Source organism: Njordella calcicola, from assembly GCF_056494125.1.
Genome location: NZ_CM151396.1, coordinates 3120373 through 3138013 on the forward strand (window position 1 = coordinate 3120373; position 17641 = coordinate 3138013).

General features: G+C 52.9%; 9 protein-coding genes and 1 tRNA gene. 6 read left to right on the plus strand and 4 right to left on the minus strand.

Going from position 1 to position 17641, the window contains the following annotated elements; genetic code table 11:
- The first annotated feature begins 96 nt into the window (after positions 1-96).
- Positions 97-2295 (plus strand): threonine--tRNA ligase, encoded by a 2199-nt coding sequence (gene thrS, locus SH302x_RS11780; RefSeq protein WP_479368885.1) that lies wholly within the window; start codon positions 97-99, stop codon positions 2293-2295.
- Between the two features lie 151 nt (positions 2296-2446).
- Positions 2447-3211 (plus strand): PIG-L deacetylase family protein, encoded by a 765-nt coding sequence (locus SH302x_RS11785; protein WP_479368886.1) that lies wholly within the window; start codon positions 2447-2449, stop codon positions 3209-3211.
- 612 nt (positions 3212-3823) lie between these two features.
- Here the strand turns inward: SH302x_RS11785 and SH302x_RS11790 are convergent.
- The 3 genes from SH302x_RS11790 to SH302x_RS11800 all read right to left on the minus strand — a co-directional run bounded on the left by SH302x_RS11790 (position 3824) and on the right by SH302x_RS11800 (position 8584).
- Positions 3824-5569 (minus strand): tetratricopeptide repeat protein, encoded by a 1746-nt coding sequence (locus SH302x_RS11790; RefSeq protein ID WP_479368887.1) that lies wholly within the window; start codon positions 5567-5569, stop codon positions 3824-3826.
- Between the two features lie 41 nt (positions 5570-5610).
- The gene (locus tag SH302x_RS11795) at positions 5611-6546 is read right to left on the minus strand and encodes a hypothetical protein (protein WP_479368888.1); all 936 of its coding nucleotides are present in this window, start codon (positions 6544-6546) and stop codon (positions 5611-5613) included.
- A 715-nt stretch (positions 6547-7261) separates the two neighbouring features.
- Positions 7262-8584 carry an APC family permease gene (locus SH302x_RS11800; protein ID WP_479368889.1) on the minus strand — a complete coding sequence of 441 codons (1323 nt, stop codon included), beginning with the start codon at positions 8582-8584 and terminating at the stop codon, positions 7262-7264.
- A gap of 118 nt (positions 8585-8702) precedes the next feature.
- Between SH302x_RS11800 and SH302x_RS11805 the strand changes: the two genes are divergently transcribed.
- On the plus strand, positions 8703-11330 hold the full coding sequence (locus SH302x_RS11805) for a PVC-type heme-binding CxxCH protein (protein ID WP_479368890.1): 2628 nt from the start codon (positions 8703-8705) through the stop codon (positions 11328-11330).
- A 4-nt stretch (positions 11331-11334) separates the two neighbouring features.
- Here the strand turns inward: SH302x_RS11805 and SH302x_RS11810 are convergent, their stop codons facing one another.
- On the minus strand, positions 11335-13173 hold the full coding sequence (locus tag SH302x_RS11810; RefSeq protein WP_479368891.1) for a prenyltransferase/squalene oxidase repeat-containing protein: 1839 nt from the start codon (positions 13171-13173) through the stop codon (positions 11335-11337).
- Positions 13174-13526: 353 nt separating this feature from the next.
- Here SH302x_RS11810 and SH302x_RS11815 point away from each other — a divergent pair.
- From SH302x_RS11815 to SH302x_RS11825, 3 genes are all read left to right on the plus strand, one after another.
- Positions 13527-13600: transfer RNA gene (locus SH302x_RS11815), tRNA-Met, on the plus strand.
- 607 nt (positions 13601-14207) lie between these two features.
- Positions 14208-15461, plus strand: coding sequence for a PQQ-dependent sugar dehydrogenase (locus tag SH302x_RS11820; RefSeq protein WP_479368892.1), 1254 nt, complete (start codon positions 14208-14210; stop codon positions 15459-15461).
- Positions 15462-15479: 18 nt separating this feature from the next.
- On the plus strand, positions 15480-17603 hold the full coding sequence (locus SH302x_RS11825; protein WP_479368893.1) for a ThuA domain-containing protein: 2124 nt from the start codon (positions 15480-15482) through the stop codon (positions 17601-17603).
- Positions 17604-17641 lie beyond the last annotated feature (38 nt).

Consider the following 17641-nt stretch of genomic DNA (forward strand, 5'->3'; position numbering starts at 1 on the left):
ACCGCAACCGCTAACTTTTGCAATCGCAACCACGGCGGCGGAGGAAAGGTCTGTTTTGATAGGAAGGACGCCTGTAGGGCGCAGACAAAGATAACCATGATTTCAGTACAACTACCGGACGGAAAAATTCTAAACGTCGACCATGCCGCGACCCCGCTTTCGATCGCCAAGACGATCGGCCAGCGGCTAGCGGATGCCGTGATCGCGGCAAAAGTGAATGATACGATTGTGGACGCGAATCGCCCGCTGGCGGACTTGCAAAGCGATAATGCGACCACTCCGCTTGCTTTGAGACTGCTGACCGAACGAGATCCCGAATCACTTGGGGTCTTGCGACATTCGGCGGCGCACGTGATGGCCCGAGCGATCATGCGTTTGTTTCCCGACGTGTCTTTAGCATTCGGTCCAACCACCAACAACGGTTACTACTACGATTTCGACTTACCGCACAAACTGAACGAAGACGATTTTGCCGCGATCGAAGCGGAGATGGAACAGTTGGTCAAGGATGCGGAGTCCTTTGAGCGATTTGCCTTGCCGCGTCCCGAAGCGATCGAGCTGTGCAAAGGCATGAATCAGGCTTTGAAAGTCGAACATATCGAGACGGGGCTCGCCGAACATCCCGAGCTGGGCTTTTACCGCCAAGGCGAATTCGTCGATTTATGCCGAGGCCCCCACATTCCCGACGCGGGACGAATTAAGGCCTTCAAAGTAATGAGCGTGGCAGGCGCTTATTGGAAAGGGGATTCGGCCGGCAAACAACTGCAACGGGTCTATGGTACCGCTTTCTTCAGCAAGAAAGATATGCAGGCACATCTAGAACAAATGGAAGAGGCCAAGCGTCGTGACCATCGTGTGCTGGGTAAGAAGTTGGGCTTTTTCCAGATCTCGCCAGAAGTCGGCCAAGGATTCTGCTTATGGATGCCCAAAGGAGCTCGGATCCGTTTGCTGCTGGAAGATTTTTTACGCGGTGAACTGCTCAAACGTGGCTATCAACCCGTCTACAGTCCGCATCTGGGACGCGTGGAACTGTATGAAACCAGCGGACATTTTCCATACTATCGCGATTCCCAATTCCCCCCCCTCTTCGTGGAAAGCGCTGGTGCTTTGGTCGATGCGTGGATCGAACGGTTGAGTTCCGAGCGTGGCATGCTGGAGAAGGAAGAACATGCGTTCCTGGCCGCAGCGGCGGTGATGGGCTGCGAATTGAAAGAGTACGCCAAGGCGGAATCGAAGGCAGCGAAAATCGCAGAACTGAAGACTTGGCAAAGTTCGCACGAACGATACCTCGTCAAGCCGATGAATTGCCCTCATCATGCGATGATCTACAAAGCGGTACCTCGTTCCTACAAGCAACTGCCGCTGCGCCTATTCGAATTTGGAACGGTCTATCGATACGAACAAACGGGCGAGTTGAACGGTATGCTGCGCGTCCGCGGACTTACTCAAGACGATGCACATATCTTCTGTACCTCGGACCAAGTCGAAGACGAGTTTCGTAAGACGATCGACCTAACTCGCTTTGTGCTCGAAAGCGTCGGCCTTAGTGACTATCGCGTTCAGTTATCATTGCGTGACCCCAAGAGCGATAAGTACGTTGGTTCAGAAGAGAATTGGCAGAAAGCCGAATCTGCACTGCGGCGTGTGTTGGAGGAATCCGGATTGCCTTTTAGTGCCGCCGAAGGCGAAGCGGCATTTTACGGTCCAAAAGCAGACTTCATGGTCCGCGATTGCATCGGACGCCAATGGCAATTAGGGACCGTGCAGTTGGACTATAACTTGCCCGAGCGATTCCAGTTGGAATACATCGGTTCGGACAATGGTACGCATCGCCCTGTCATGATCCACCGAGCTCCATTCGGCTCGATGGAACGATTCGTCGGTATGTTGATCGAACACTTCGCAGGCGCATTCCCACTGTGGCTTGCACCGGAACAAGTTCGCATCTGTCCGCTCAGCGAAAAGAGTAATGATTTTGCGATGCAGTTGGAAGAAAAGATGACTGCCGCTGGCTTGCGTGTCTCGACCGATGCACGTGGTGCAAAGGTTCAGGCGAAGATTCGCGACGCGCAGCTTGAATTGATTCCGTACATGGCTGTGATTGGACCGAAGGAAGCCGAGAACAATATGGTTTCGCTTCGAGATCGTATCGATGGCGATCTGGGAGCCAAACCGGTGGACGAAGTGATCTCGATGCTATGCCAAGAGGTCCATTCGCGCAAGATTCGACAAGTCGCTCAGTCGGCCACACCAGCGGCGACCGAATCGAACGAAGCGGCCGGCAACGAGTATTAATCGTCCGCTGAAAAGGTAGTCAGTAGTTCGTAGTACCGCCTTCAGGCGGAAGTGTTAGTTCGTAGTACCGCCTTCAGGCGGAAAGGTCTCCTTCCTACGCAACACTTCCTCCTCAGCATCACTCACCCCTCACCCACAAGGACAAAAACCTATGCCAAGCGTACTTGCCATTGCCGCTCATCCCGACGACATCGAATTCGTGATGGCGGGGACGATGCTTCAGTTGCAGAAACGTGGCTGGGAGCTTCACTATTTGAACATTGCCAATGGCTGTTGTGGTTCCTTGGAAACCAACCGCGAAGAGACCGCTCGCATTCGGCTAGCAGAAGCTCAGCGGGCGGCGGAAATTTTAGGAGCACACTTTTATGCTCCGTTCTGTGACGACATGGGTATATTTTATACGCCAGAATACTTGGCCAAAACCGCTGCCATTGTTCGACGCGCGAATCCTCAAATCCTGCTGACTCACGCGCCGATTGATTATATGGAAGACCATCAGAACGCATGTCGCCTGGCGGTCTCTGCGGCATTTATCAAGTTCAGTCCGAACTTCCTGTGTGACCCTGACACGCCACCCGTCCAAGGTGACATCGCAGTCTATCATGCTCAACCGCACGGCAATTGCACTCAGGTTCTTGAGCCGATCCATCCACACTTTATTGTCGATTGCAGCGATATCATTGATCGCAAGCGGCTATCGCTGGAGCAGCATCAAAGCCAACAGAATTGGTTAGACAGTACCCAAAAAATGTCATCGTACGTTCAGACGATGATTGATAACTCGCAACGCGTGGGTGCCATGCGTTCGCCAGGTTTCGCACATGCTGAAGGTTGGCGAAGGCATTTAAGTTATGGGTTCTGCAGTGCAGACTATGATCCACTGACGGAAGCACTTGGCTCCCAGTTCATCTGTTAGCAGCCTTGATCAATGAATCCGCATCCTCGTTTAACCGTCAGCCGTAGGCGTACGCGTTCTTCTTCACCCTCCCGCTCGGGAGGGTCGGACGCGAGTTCCGCGAGCGACTGGGGAGGGGGGGCATCGTTCGTAGTCCCGCCTTCAGGCGGTCTTAGTTCTAAGTCCCGGCTTTAGCCGGACGCTCGCTGTAACCACAATCCCATTCCGCCTGAAGGCGGTACTACAAACAGTAGGCGTACGCGTTCTTCTTCACCCTCCCGTTTCGGGAGGGTCGGCCTACGGAGGCCGGTAACAAGCAAAGCCACCGCCCGCGCCGGAACATCGGTCGCTTGTATCTGGTCAACGTCACCAACCCACTCAGCCCATTCATGATCGGCTTTGCGCAGTTCCGGCAATAACACAAGCGACCTTGTTCCGGCCTACATTGAACAGCTTACGCGTCCGTCTTCACCCTCCCGCTCGGGAGGGTCGGCCGCGAGTTCCGCGAGCGACCGGGGAGGGGGCATCGTTTCAACGCCAACTCACCAATTGATTCAGTATCGATTTCATTTTCTATCGGGCTTTGCGCAGTTCCGGCAATAACACAAGCGACCTTGTTACCGGCCTACACCTCTATTGACCGTTGCTGGACTCTTCTGGCTCAGTTGGTGGCTGATCGGGCGCGTCGGCGTCGGCCGCCGACTCCTTCTCGGCAGGCATACTTTTCGATATGAATCTCAGATGCGCTTCGCTGATTTCGTTTTGGCCAATCGCAGCATAGCATTTGGCCAACAGCGCTCGCGTTGCCGGCCGATCTGGAGCAATACGAAGCGCTCGCTCAAACATCGCGATCGCTTCTTGATGACGTCCGACATTGTACAGCACTTGGCCGTACGAGTCGCAGACTTCGACGCTTTGCGGTGCCATCTCAAACGCTCGATGTATCCGCTCCAAAGCCAACTCCGTATTTGGCTTGGGAAGATCAAACTCAAGCATCGCCAGATTATTCAACGCTTCGATCAAATTGGGACGCAGCTCGACAGCTTTCTTCCATGCCGTTTCCGCTTGCAAGTATTTCTTCTGTTGGTAGTACATTCCACCCAAGATCATCAAAGTGTCAGGGGCAATCTTACTGGCCGCGATCTGCTTGGCCAACACATCGGTGAACGCCCGCGGGATATCGTCCTGCTTGATCATGTTTTGCGACAACAACATCGCAATGATGCGTCCCAGTTGTGGATTCAACGGCTCGATCTCAATCGCCTTTAGCAGCATGGCCATCGCATCCGTATTGACCGACTCGCGTTGGTCCTTTTGCAATTCGCTAAACTGACGCAAATAGAAGTCCGACAAAGCGAGTTTCAGCTCGGGTTGCGGCAGCGTCGAGTTTTGAATACCTGAGTTCAAGATTTCCACCGTCATCGCTTTGCGATCCAGCAGCATCTGCGTTTCTGCATAAGCGATTCGATCCATCGGTTTCTCCGACGCTTTGTCAATTCTGGCACGATAGTACTTCTCGGCCTTCGTCACCGCCTGCTGAAAGACACGTTCGCGATTGTTGCTTTTCGCAAGAACCGCGATGGGCAGCAGCCGCCCTGGCTGTCGTTCAGCGGCAATCATCAGTTGATCAAGTGCTCGATCGATCTTACCTTGTGACAAGAGAAGGCCAGCAAATGCCGCACGGATCTCCGGTTTGACCGATCGCCATTCAACAGCATGCCCCAGAATTCTGGCTAGTTCGGAATCCAAAACGGTTTGACCGCTGGAACGTTTATTCAGCAAGTTGATCGACTGCCAATGATGTGCTGGCAGCAAAGGAATCCCTGATTGTGACGTCAATTTGGCGATCACCTCGTTGGCCGATTCGACGTTGCCTTGAAGTGCATCCAAGACCGCACGTCGATACTTCACTTCTCCGTTCTCTGGCACGATTTGCTCGACCCGCGCCAAAGTCATGCTGATGCGATCGAACTGCTCAACTGTCGGGGACTCTAGATCTTGCAGCGTCACGCGGTTAGCGCCTGTACTGCTGGTCGATGAATTCTGATTTGCTTCGTAGTACTCTTCGTCGTCAGCGACCGACAGATTAGCGGCTTGAAGCTTGACGACATCGCGGTAAAGCAGCGATTCCAGGTTTGTCAAAGGATACTCGGAATCAATCTTCTCAAAGTAGGACCGTACGCGCTGTTGCTCGCCAGCCGAATCTCGCACCGCAGCAAAAATGAATATGCCGATAAAGAATAAGGCAAATGGGACCATTGGCAAGATTCGCATCCATCGACGCGAAGCACTCCACTCGCCACATGTTTCGATCGACGCCGTAAAGGCCTCGACGGGATTCAAGAAGAACCGCTTTAGTTCGCTAAATAATCGTTGCATAAGTCATCCAAAAATGGTTGGAATTGTACAAGCAAGTTCTTCTAATTTCTCGCAGCCGCGTCGGCTGTTATTGATGCTGGAAATCGAGCCATGAAATTCCAAAAATAGGTTGCCACCGGATAATCCCAGTCATTGCGTTCCAGCGGAATCGCTTCCGTAATCGCACTGACCATCACCGCAATGCCTAACGCCAGCAGTAGTGTCAGTAGATTCCACAAGACGCCCAACGCTCCTGGCTCAATTGCTCCAGTTACCGCGCCGGTCGATGCCGTAGAAATGTTCCACCAAATCGATAGCCCCTGCATACAAATCCAGACGCCAATCGCAGCCAACAGCATGCAGCACGCTTGGAACAAAGACTTGCGACCTACAATCACTGGCAAAATAACCACGGCAATCAGCGGCAAAATGCCCAGCCACGATTCCACGACGCTCATTATGCTAAGCGAAGCACCAATGGTTCGAATATCAGAACCTTCCCGAAGGTGTGCGACAGTCGATGTATCCAATAAACTGCTGGCCAGCCAGGAAGTCCATTGAACAACGACATCCTTGAAAACCACCAGACTACCAGCTTCCCCCGCCAGCCAAAACACCATCGAAATGACGGTCGCAAGTGCGGCTGGTCGAGTCCAAATTTCCTTGGGTTGCAGCAATCGGAAGATCGCAAAGCAGCTTAACCAAGTTGCCATCAAGCTGGCCGTGATACTGCCTGAGACCGCAAAAATGAGAGCGAATAGGGTAAAACCTAAAGCGGTGGCCGCGATCGCTAAATTCTTGATGGATACTTTGTCAGCCGAGTAATCTGACTGGTAAAGTCCAATGGCAACCGCAATCAACAGGAGCACGGTCGCAATCGCTTTGTCTGGCGTTCCAAAGACACTGATTAAGTTGAAGAACTGGAGACTGGCTGCCGTCAAAGTTGCAATCCCGCCGATGGCGAGCAGCACCATTTGAATAGTTTTTCGCTTGTTCATTGGATCGAGTGATCTTGGTTACGCGGTTCCGTTTCAACGCTAATTCGATGTTTGTCATTGTGAGTGTGAACGGGCGGCGGTCAAGTGCGAAGCGTGCGGTGACTAACGAATTCACGGACCTATTACAATTGCGCCGCTTGCCCCACCGTCAAATATTAAGATTTGATCGGAAAAGAAGAGCGGCACTGGTTCTCGCATCGATTTCGTTTAGCCGTCAGCCGTACGTGTTCTTCTTCACCCTCCCGCTCGGGAGTGTCGGCCGCGAGCGACCGGGGAGGGGGCATCCTATCAACGCCAACTCACCAATTGATTCAGCATCGATTTCGTTTAACCGTCAGCCGTAGGCGTACGCGTTTGTCTTCACCCTCCCGCTCGGGAGGGTCGGCCGCGAGTTCCGCGAGCGTCCGGGGAGGGAGCACCATATCAACGCCCACTCACCAATTGATTCAGCATCGCTTTCGTTTAACCGTCAGCCGTAGGCGTACGCGTTTGTCTTCACCCTCCCGCTCGGGAGGGTCGGCCGCGAGTTCCGCGAGCGACCGGGGAGGGAGCATCCTATCAACGCCCACTCACCAATTGATTCAGCATCGCTTTCACTCAACCGCGTGCCCAACGGGCCGCGTCGCCACCGCCGAACAATGCCACCGCCGAACAATGCCACCGCGGGGCGATGCCCAACGCGGTTAAACGAACTTCCGGCTTGTGTGCTGCAACACTATCGCCGAACCAAATCCGCCACACGCCACCAAACCAACCCGATCCCAATCAATACAAATCCAGTTGCCCACACATAACGGTCTACCCAAAAGGCCAAAAACAGACACGACAGCAACCCAAGGCATGCAATCGATCGCGGATAACGGCGTTCTTGGTTCGTCATCCGCATCGCCGCCATATTCGTAATCGCATAGTAAATCAAAACCGTGAATGCACTAAACGACCACGTCGTCTTCACATTGCCTATCAATACCAATCCCGCGATGATCATTCCGACCACCAACACGGCTGCCCGCGGCGAGCCAGCATCATGGCTAAGTTCAGCTAGTCGTTTTGGCATATCTCCGCGGCGCCCCATCGCCAGCACAACCCGCGACAACCCCAAAACCAGATTGATCAACACTCCTAACATGGCAGTGACCGCGCCAATAGCAATGATCGTATTCACGCCTGGAATTGAGAACTGGCTAGCGACTAACTCCAGTGGCGCGGCTGCCTGCTGCGTTGCACTGCCCAACGCGCCGGCACCAATTACTGCGATGGAAACCCATGCGACCGAGATATAAAGCAACATCGAGACCAGCAACGTCACGATGATTGCAAGTGGAATGTTGCGACGTGGATCGCGTATCTCTTCCCCTAAGGTGGCGATTCGACCGTATCCAGTGTACGCGACGAACATCAAAGCACACGCTTGCAGAAAACCACTGAATCCAATTTCTTCTATTGACTCATTGCTTTGTAATGGCGTCGGCGTCTGCAACGGCAAACTCCACAGCGTCATCAGACCGGCAATGACGAAAATCGCGAGTACCGCTAACGTGATCGACACCACGATCGAATTGACAATGCTGCTCCATCGGATACCAGCCAGCAATAAAACAGTCACTACCGCGACAGCAATAAGACCTATGGGAACTTGCAGCGAAGTGCTCTCCACATGCAACAGCCTTAATCCGTACCCAGCAAACCCTAAGGCCGCCGTGGCCGCCGAAGCACTTTTTGCGCACAGAAACATCCAGCCCGCTGTGAAACCTAGGCTCGGGTGCAACCACCGATAGCCATATTCGTAAGTCCCGCCGCTCACCGGATGCGCCGCGGCCAGTTGCGCACTGCTCAGTCCATTTAGTCCTGCCACAAATGCTGCCACGGCGATGGCTGTGACCACCCAGACACCAGACACACTGGCAGCATGTCCAATGCTTACGAAAATCCCTGTCCCAACGATCGCGCCTAAGCCCATCATGACCGCACCAGGGACGCCAACCTCACGACGCAAGGACTTTGGCAATCTTGTGGACTCCGCAGATCGGTTGGACATAGTTTTCCGAAGTACTGGGTAAGGTGGGATGACAGTGGCCTATCCACTGTACGCGACAATTGCAATTCGACTATAATTGGCCAAGTTCACTTAGGCCCATCTCGCTAACGGTACCATAATGCTCGCACAAAGCTTATCCAGGCAGCTTGCTATTCTAACAACTTTAGCTTTTTCTCTATGGTTCGGCGGCAAGCAGAGTGACGCTCAAACGTCAGTAATTCCCACACCCAAAGTGCTATTGGAAGGTTGGCAGATCGAGCTCGTTGACTCCGAGCCGAACATTGTGACGCCAACCGGCTGCGATGTGGACTCAAGCGACAACTTGTATGTCATCGAATGCCACACGCACTTTCCACCCAAAGACTACGATGGCCCAAAGACAGATCGTATTTGGGTTTATATCGATGCCGATAAGGATGGCAAATTCGAACGACGAGAATTGTTTCATGAAGGCGGCGTGGCCAGCATGTCGCTAGTCTGCGACTCTGACGGTTGGGTCTATATCAGCACGCGTTCAAGTATCACTCGTTATAAAGACACCAACGGCGATTTTGTTGCGGACCAACAAGAAGTGGTTATCAAGCATCAGACGCAAGCGAACTATCCTCATAATGGACTATCTGGCTTGCTGCTGGTGGGTGACGATGAGTTGATGTTTGGACAAGGCGAGAACTTTGGCGAGTACTATGAAGTGATCGGCACCGATGAATCCAAACAAACCGGTGGTGGCGAAGGCGGCAATGTGTTTATTTGCAAGCGGGACGGTTCGCAAGTACGACGCTATGCTACCGGCTTCTGGAATCCATTTGGCTTAGCCAAACAGAATGGACAGTTGTACGTTGTCGACAACGATCCTGACGCCACGCCGCCCAACCGTCTGCTGCAAGTCGCACAAGGCGCCGATTATGGATTTCAGTTTCGCTTTGGACGCGCGGGCACCAATCCGCTTTTGTCTTGGGACGGCGAATATCCTGGCACTTTCGGTATGGTCGCTGGCGTTGGCGAAGCTGCTTGTGCTGTCGAACCCATTGGCGATAGCTTGCTCGTCAGCAGTTGGGGTGACAATCGCATCGAAGCATATCGGCTTGAAGCATACGAGAAAACCATTCGGCAGCCGATCGACAGTTCGTTTGGAAACTATGGCGATTTTGAAAACCAAAGTGATGTCATAGTCCAAGGCAACTCGATGTTTCGGCCGGTGGATTTTGCGACCAATAGCAAAGGGGCGATTTATATTACGGATTGGGTAGATCGCAGCTATGAAGTTCACGGTAAGGGACGTATCTGGAAACTTGTCCCGCCGAAGAATCATGCAATGCAGTTTGCTTCAATGCCCGCCCTCGGCAACTCGATACAGTACAGACGAACCGTTGCTTCACTGCAGATGTGGGAGCTTTACTTCGCTGCCGCATCGAAGACGTTTTCCGATTACTTTGAAGCCGACCTGTATTCCGAGCGGGACTATCGCAGCATAGAATTTTCGCCGTCTGTTGCCGCAAAGCTTGACGGCATCTCAAAGTACGATCTCAGAAGATCGCAAGCGTTTCCCTGGCTGCTTGATTTCCGACTTCTTCATTGGAAATGGCTTGAAAATGGGCAAACTGCAGGCGATGAACAAATCGGATTATTACTAAAACGAATCGTTGCGTACTTGAAACTCGACGTGGAGTCTCGTCTCCTGGCAATTCGTTTTGCTGCTGAGTTAAACGACAAGCGATTGTTGCCTGCACTGGAAGATCGTCTTGGTCAACCAAACTTAGATTTCAAGCGTGAGCTCAAGCCCCTGATTGCCGCGATCAGCTACATCAAATCAGGCGGAGCTTCCGGTGGTCGAATCGATCCAGCACGTGAGGAGGTATTGAAAGAACTGTTATTAGCCAAGCGGAACAGCATCGAGCTGCGCACTTTTGCCATGCGAGAACTTGCTGCGGGATACAAAGGCGCGAAGATCAGCGATATCGATGCGATCGTACGGCAAGAAGACTATCCCCCGCTGACTCATCATTATGTCGCTTGGCTGGCAGCCAAAGGCGACGCCGACGCTCGCTCCACTCTTGAGAAAATCATCAGTGACCTCGATTTTGATAAGCCAGTTCGTGCGGATGCCTTCGCGGCTCTATCCGGGCTAGACCAGCAGAAGGCGATGAAGGCGTATGATTCGTTGCCATCGAAAGAATCGCTCGCTCAACTCACGGAAGAATTCAATCGTGTTCAACGTCATACGCAAGTACAATCATCTGCACCGGAGTCTTCGGAAGCCAAGGCGCACATCGCTTCATATCCACCACTGTCTGACACCGACGCTTGGCTATCGGAGATCAAAGGCAAAGGTGATGCCGAAGCGGGCTGGCGAGTTTGGGCTCGATCCCAGTGCGTGAAGTGTCACGCGTGGGAAGGCCGCGGAGCGACTGTGGGGCCTGAGTTGTCAGCGATTGCGAAAGGTTCAGTGGATCTACAACTTTTGATTTCCATCCTGCAACCCAGCAAAGAAGTCGCACCGCTTTACGTCACGTGGAAAGTGCTCACTACCGAGGGTAAAGTGGTCGTCGGTTCCAAAGTCAACGGCGGTGGCGTAGGCGAGTCGAATCGCTACCTCTTAGCGGACGGTTCGACCGTGGACATCGCTCAAGAAGACATCGAAGAGCAACAAGCTGTCGAACAAAGCATTATGCCAGAGAATATCGTCTATACGCTCAGCCTCGACGAACTTGCCGATCTCATGGCCATGTTCCGAGCTGCCAGATAGTTCCCTATCGCATCGTGCTTTTCGCGTGATCGTTATATAGTGGCAGATGGCGATAGTAGACTTCCAAGCAATAGATGGCTAGGCACGTCGCATACAAACGGCCGCCTGCGTAGTCGTGTGGATCGCCTTGCGGAGGCCAACTGCCCGTTTCATTGCCGCTGCGAACCTGCAACGCCGGTAGCGCTTCACGCATGACTGCATTCCAACCTGTCCAAGCCGACTGGCCAATATGATGCATCGTTTGAGTCGCGTAATACCAATAGTAATAGTCGCGAGATCGCACGTCGATCGAGATCGGCAACTGGCTGAGCATACTTGCCCCTTTGAGTACGCGAGGATCGGTGGGCGACCAGCCTAAATACATGCGGCACAGCAGGCCTTCGGCGGTCATCGCCGGATCGATGGCGTTGTCGTCGCCGATGCGAGAATAATCGGTATAAAAGTAAGAAGAGCCGTTCATTCCCGACACGGAATCAAGATACTTGTTCGCACGATCCAGCACTGCTTTATCGGTCGATAGCCCAGCCATGCGAGCACTGGTCAATGCCATGACATACCAGCCCGTTACGGAAAGGTCGGAGTCGGCGCGCGGCGAATATCTCCACCCCCCCCTTTTTTGGTCTTGCCAATCTTGCGCATGATTGACCGCGAGTTGCGCGGGCAGGCGAAGGCTATTGTCGCGTGTCATTCCAAAAAGCTCGCACAGTGCAATGGTTGCTTGAGCGTGCGCGTAGGATTGATGTTGCTCCGGAGTGCTTTCGCGACCAGGCTTAAATCCTCCTTCGGGCGTTTGCCAACTGAGCAGACGCTTGAGCCCTTTGGAAACCGCCTCTTGGTACTTGCCTTCCGTCGGAGTGTTACCAGCACCCGCAAAGGCGATCAACGCCATCGAAGTGGCCGCAAGCTTATTGACATGGTTACCGCCGTTGGAGTATGGCTCTTTCAGCGACCATGAGCCATCCTTCAGTTGGTTGCGTACCAGCCATTGCAAACCTAGATCGACAGCATCTTCGGTAGCTTGATTGCCACCGTAGGCACCTAGCAACGCGTCCTTCAAAGCACCGCTACGCCCCGAAAGTCCCATGCTGATGGCGGGCGACATGGTCGAATCGGTCATTGACATCGACAGTTCAGCGGGCTGGATATCTGGCAGAGCGCTTTCCATGGAAATGGAGTCCAGCATAAGTGCTTCGTTGGTCAAGCTGGCATCATCGATGACGTTTCCGGCCGCCAGTTCGAAGGTGGCTAACTCTCCATCGCCGCCATCGCCAGTGTTGAGAAACAAATTGAAGACCGACTTCGGCTCCGTAATGATGGGGATCAGAGCCAAAATGAGAATCAATCCTAGATGTACACAAAAAGAGACCAGCCAGGACGGAACACGGCGAGAATCGCTGGTGAGATAAGCGACAATCTTCGCCTTGATCACTTGCGGCCAATTCTGCGGCGTAAGTTCAGACGTCGAGTTGACGTCCAGCGGTTCGGAAGCGACCGGGGGGGGGAGGATCGTTGGGACAGGAGCCGACATCTGTGGCTTGGCGACAGGCGGCAGAGTGGACGAACTGGTAGTGGGTTTTGCAGAGCTGCGGGTGGACTCGGTGTTTGTCTGCGATTTCTGATTGACTTGCAACCCAATGAGATTTTTCGACTGAGGGTTGTTTTGCGGGACGTTTCTCTGTTCGGCGTTGGGCGTCCCCTTCTTTGCCAAGTTGGGGGGGGCCGTGTTTGATGAATGCGAAGTGATTGGTTGTGGCCGTTTGCTTGGAAACGGCAGCACGTCACTGTGGCTGGAAGAGCTATCTCCCGCGTTGGCTGAGCTGATTGGAGGCGGAACGGAACTCATCGGTATCACGAGCAAGAGGACAAAACTCAACACCCCAGGGTAGCAGGCACTCTCCAAGTGCCGTCCGCGATCGCCAAACGCAACTGCAGCGTCTTCCGCGCAACTCAATTCCAAGTTGAGCAGCCACAATGGCGAGAACTAAGTCATATTACGGCGTGCAGCAGCGAAACGACTACCTTAAAAAGTGGAACTTGGCAGAAAACGAGCGTCGAGTGCTTGGAATTTTAGCACATGGGGTTGGGTTGGAGGTTTAAATTTCTGTCGAAGCGAACTTTGCGGATAGATTTTTGACGTAATGGACTGAAATTCTGGCTTGGGCTGGACAATCCCGAGCGGATGTGCGATAACTCTCCTGCGGGATGGAGCAGCCCGGTAGCTCGCGAGGCTCATAACCTCGAGGTCGTCAGTTCGAATCTGGCTCCCGCAACTTCTCTGTTTGGTTAGGAAACTGACCGCAGTAGGTTATTCGATTAAGCCGGTGTCTTGCAGCAACGCAAAACACCGGCTTTTTTCGTATTTCCCTGCAATCTTCGGGCTCTCGACCACTCGCCAGAGACTCGATTCCCGGCCGCGACTCTCGCTAAAACAGCCCCTCTCTGGGGGCCAATCCGAGACAAATACTCTCAGAGTCTCTGGGTTATGAAAACCGCCGGGTTAACGACTCTGGGTAATGAACCGTCTGCCTGACTCGGGTTTCTTTTCGGCTCATTGATCTGGCTCACTGGGAGGTGCAAAGTTGCGAAATTCGAGGCTGGGTAATGGCCGGGGGGGACAGACTTCACGTTCTCCTGAATCATATCGGGGCGAAATTCGGTGAGGCGTATGCAATTCAGCATCGATTTCCAACGACAGCGAAAGGTGACTCCCACGGAGCGGCGTTAAAGGAAGCGCATGGGGAAGCAGATGGCGAACGACAAAAACCATGACGAGCGGGTAGTAAGCAAATACCAATACAGCCAATTTCGGTAGAATCTCTTCAGTCCTTTCCCATTTGGAGGGAAGTTTGTTTGATTGGCCGTGAATTTGGACATGCCATGAATCGATCAACTGCAATTATTTGGCTCGCGCTGTTTTCATGCGTTTCTTGGATGCCGTCGCAGTTGGTGGCAGATGAGCCGCCGCTCGTGCAGATGCTCGTGCCGGGCTTTACTGTCCACGAGTTGCCGATCGAACAAAAGAATGTCAACAACCTTCGGTACCGTGACGATGGGAAGCTGTATGCCCTTGGATATAACGGAGATATTTGGCTGCTGAGTGACGGCGATGCTGATGGATTGGAAGATACGGCTCATCGTTTCTTCGAGAATACGGGGCGATTGCGAGGCCCGATTGGGATGGCAGTTATCCCCGAGCATCATGCATTGTTATCAGCAAGCGTTCGCGAGGGAAAAGTTGCTGGTCGGGGAGTCGTTGTTGCGTCCAAAGGGAAGGTCTCTGCGATTCTCGATATGGATGGCGATGATATTGCTGAAGAGGAGCGTGTCATCGCTTCCGGCTGGGTTGAAATACCGCAGAACGTCGATGCGATCGGGGTTGCGATTTCGCCCGTCGATGGTGCAATCTACTTTGGCATTGGTGTTAAGGACTACAACAAAGCGTATCAACTGGACGAGAACGGCAAGTCCCAGTTCAACCTCAACACCGAACGAGGAACCATTCAACGGATCTCGCCGGATTTATCTGAAAGACATACTGTTTGTACCGGAGTTCGCTTCACGATCGGACTCGGATTTGATGAGCATCAGGAACTGTTCGCAACGGACCAAGAAGGTGCGACTTGGCTGCCAAACGGCAATCCTTTTGATGAACTCCTTCATATCAAATCGGACCGACACTATGGTTTTCCACCTCGTCATCCCAAGCATTTACCAAACGTTTTCGATGAACCAAGCCTTTTTGACTACCGACCACAGCATCAATCTGCCTGTGGTCTCGCCTTTAACTTACCAACGAAGGCCAATGGTCCAACATGGGGACCTCCGAATTGGTTTGGCGATTTGTTTGTCTGTGGGCAATCGCGTGGAAAGATTTACCGAACTCGGTTGCTTCGGACCAGCGACGGCGAATATGTTGCAACCAATCAGTTGATCGCCTGTTTGGGAATGCTCACAGTTGATTGTTGCTTGTCACCCCAAGGTGATTTGCTAGTCGCGTGTCACAGCGGTGGGCCGGATTGGGGTTCGGGGCCCTCGGGGCTTGGTAGGATTTTCAAACTGAGGTATCGCGATTCGCAACAGGGACAACCAATCGCGATTTGGTCATCGGCTCAACGCGAGATCCGTGTTTAATTCGATCAGGCAATCGATTTGGAAACTCTCAAGGAAGTGACGAAGAAGACGTCGATTGAGTTTGGGGAATACGTTTCGGCGGCCGATCGACTGGAAACGATCCGCCCGGGCTATGCCGTAACGAAACTGCAGCAAGCTACGCCCCGTGAGTCGCTTCCGATCCACTCTGTCGGCGTTACTCCTGACCAGCGCACCTTGATCTTTCAAACCGAACGGCATCGCAAAGCCGTTCATTATGCTTTGAGTCTTCCCGGACTTAGTCGTGACGATCAAAGTCCGCAAGCGTCGGCTATTCCACAACTACCAGCCATCGATCTTGCATATTCATTGCAAGGTATTCAGGTGGACTGGCGTTCTAATGATTCTTCGATTTCCAATTGGCAAGGATGGCTACCACATCCCAATTTCGACTTGGCGAAGAAACTAACGCTAGGACAACGCCATCCGGAAGAGCTTTGGAAACGGCTCGAACGGCCAGGTGTCTTGACGATGTCGATGCAACTCGACGCGCGAGGGCTCTTTTATCCGAGTGTCCAACCCGGTTCGGCTCTCGACTATCCACCCGAAGAAGATCAGTTCATTGCGGAGTCTTCATTTTCGTTTAAAAGTTCGCATCCATTCTCGTGGGGTACTTCGGTTGGCGATTTAAGGCCAGCAACTCAACGGGCAGAGAGCTACTTCGGACAATCGATTCTTCCTTCGCGAGCAACTCGTGCAGTGCCCTTGGTATTGCGATGCGAGACTGGCGTCGGAACTAACCTTTTGAATGTTGATTGGTTAGCGAAGCTTTCGAATGAAAACATTCGTCGTGGGTCATTGCATCTCAATCGGTTTTTGCTGCCTTGGGCAGAAATGGAATCGTCGGAAGAGACAAAGGCTGTGGATGCATTGATTCCCCAACTTGCCGATGCCAATTGGGGACGCGGTCGACGGCTTTTTTACGGCGAGCAAGCAGGGTGCTCGAAGTGTCATGCGTTAAACGGAAAGGGGAGCGCCATTGGCCCTGATCTTTCGAATGTTATCCATCGTGACTACGAATCGGTTTTGCGAGACATCGTGAAGCCGAGCTACGCAATCAATCCCGACTACATCACTTATTCCGTGCTCTTACATGATGCGCGCGTTTTAGTCGGTGCTCTACGCAGCGAAGGAGAGCAATACTCACTCAGTGATCGAGAAGCAAAGACGACGCATTTTCGGAGAGACGAGATCGACGAAATGAAGCCATCCAAGCTCTCAGTAATGCCAGACGGAGTGATAGAAAAGCTGACTCAAGCACAAGTCGACGACTTGATGGCGTTTCTCTTGCTTCCGCCACCGCACATGCCGACAGATGTCAAAGCATTTAAAACGCCGATACGCCGAAGAGGCGAAATCGAATCGATTCTTGGAACGGCCAAGCAATCCGAAAAGGAGACGATGCAAGTCGGTTCCGAAACGGCTGCGCTCAAGCCGTTGAGTATTCTGTTGGTGGCCGGTAAGAAAGACCATGGTCCCGGCGAACATGATTATCCGGCGTGGCTTCGGATGTGGAGTCATCTGATGGCCGCTGCCGATGGGGTAACGATTGACACGGCGATGGACTGGCCTAAAGACGAACAATGGGAAGCTGCCAATACCGTCGTATTCTTTCAAAAAGGGCGGTGGACTCCCGAGAGGGCAGCCTCTATCGACCGTCATTTGGCTAAAGGAGGTGGCTTGGTATTTGTCCACTGGGCGGTGGAAGCCGGAAAAGATGCACCATCCTTTGCAGAGCATATCGGCCTTGCCTCTCACTCGGCGACGACTAAGTATCGACATGGAGATGTTGAATTGTTGTTCAACGCGACGGACGCGCACGCCATTACGCTGGGCTTTGACAAGCTGGTGTTACACGATGAAAGCTATTGGAACCTGCATGGCGATCCGAAGAAGATTCGCGTACTTGGGACGGCGAGCGAAGAAGGTGAGCTCCATCCGCAGTTTTGGACGCTAGAACGCAATCGCGGCCGTGTCTTCGTTTCGATCCCCGGACACTATTCAACAACCTTCGATGACCCGCTCTTTCGAATCTTGCTGCTGCGCGGTATCGCCTGGACTTCGAGAGAAGCGGTGGACCGTTTCAGTGAATTAGTTTGGTATGGCACCAACGTACTCGACTAAGGATTTCGTACCTTTAATGCTGCGAATGGGTTTGCGAT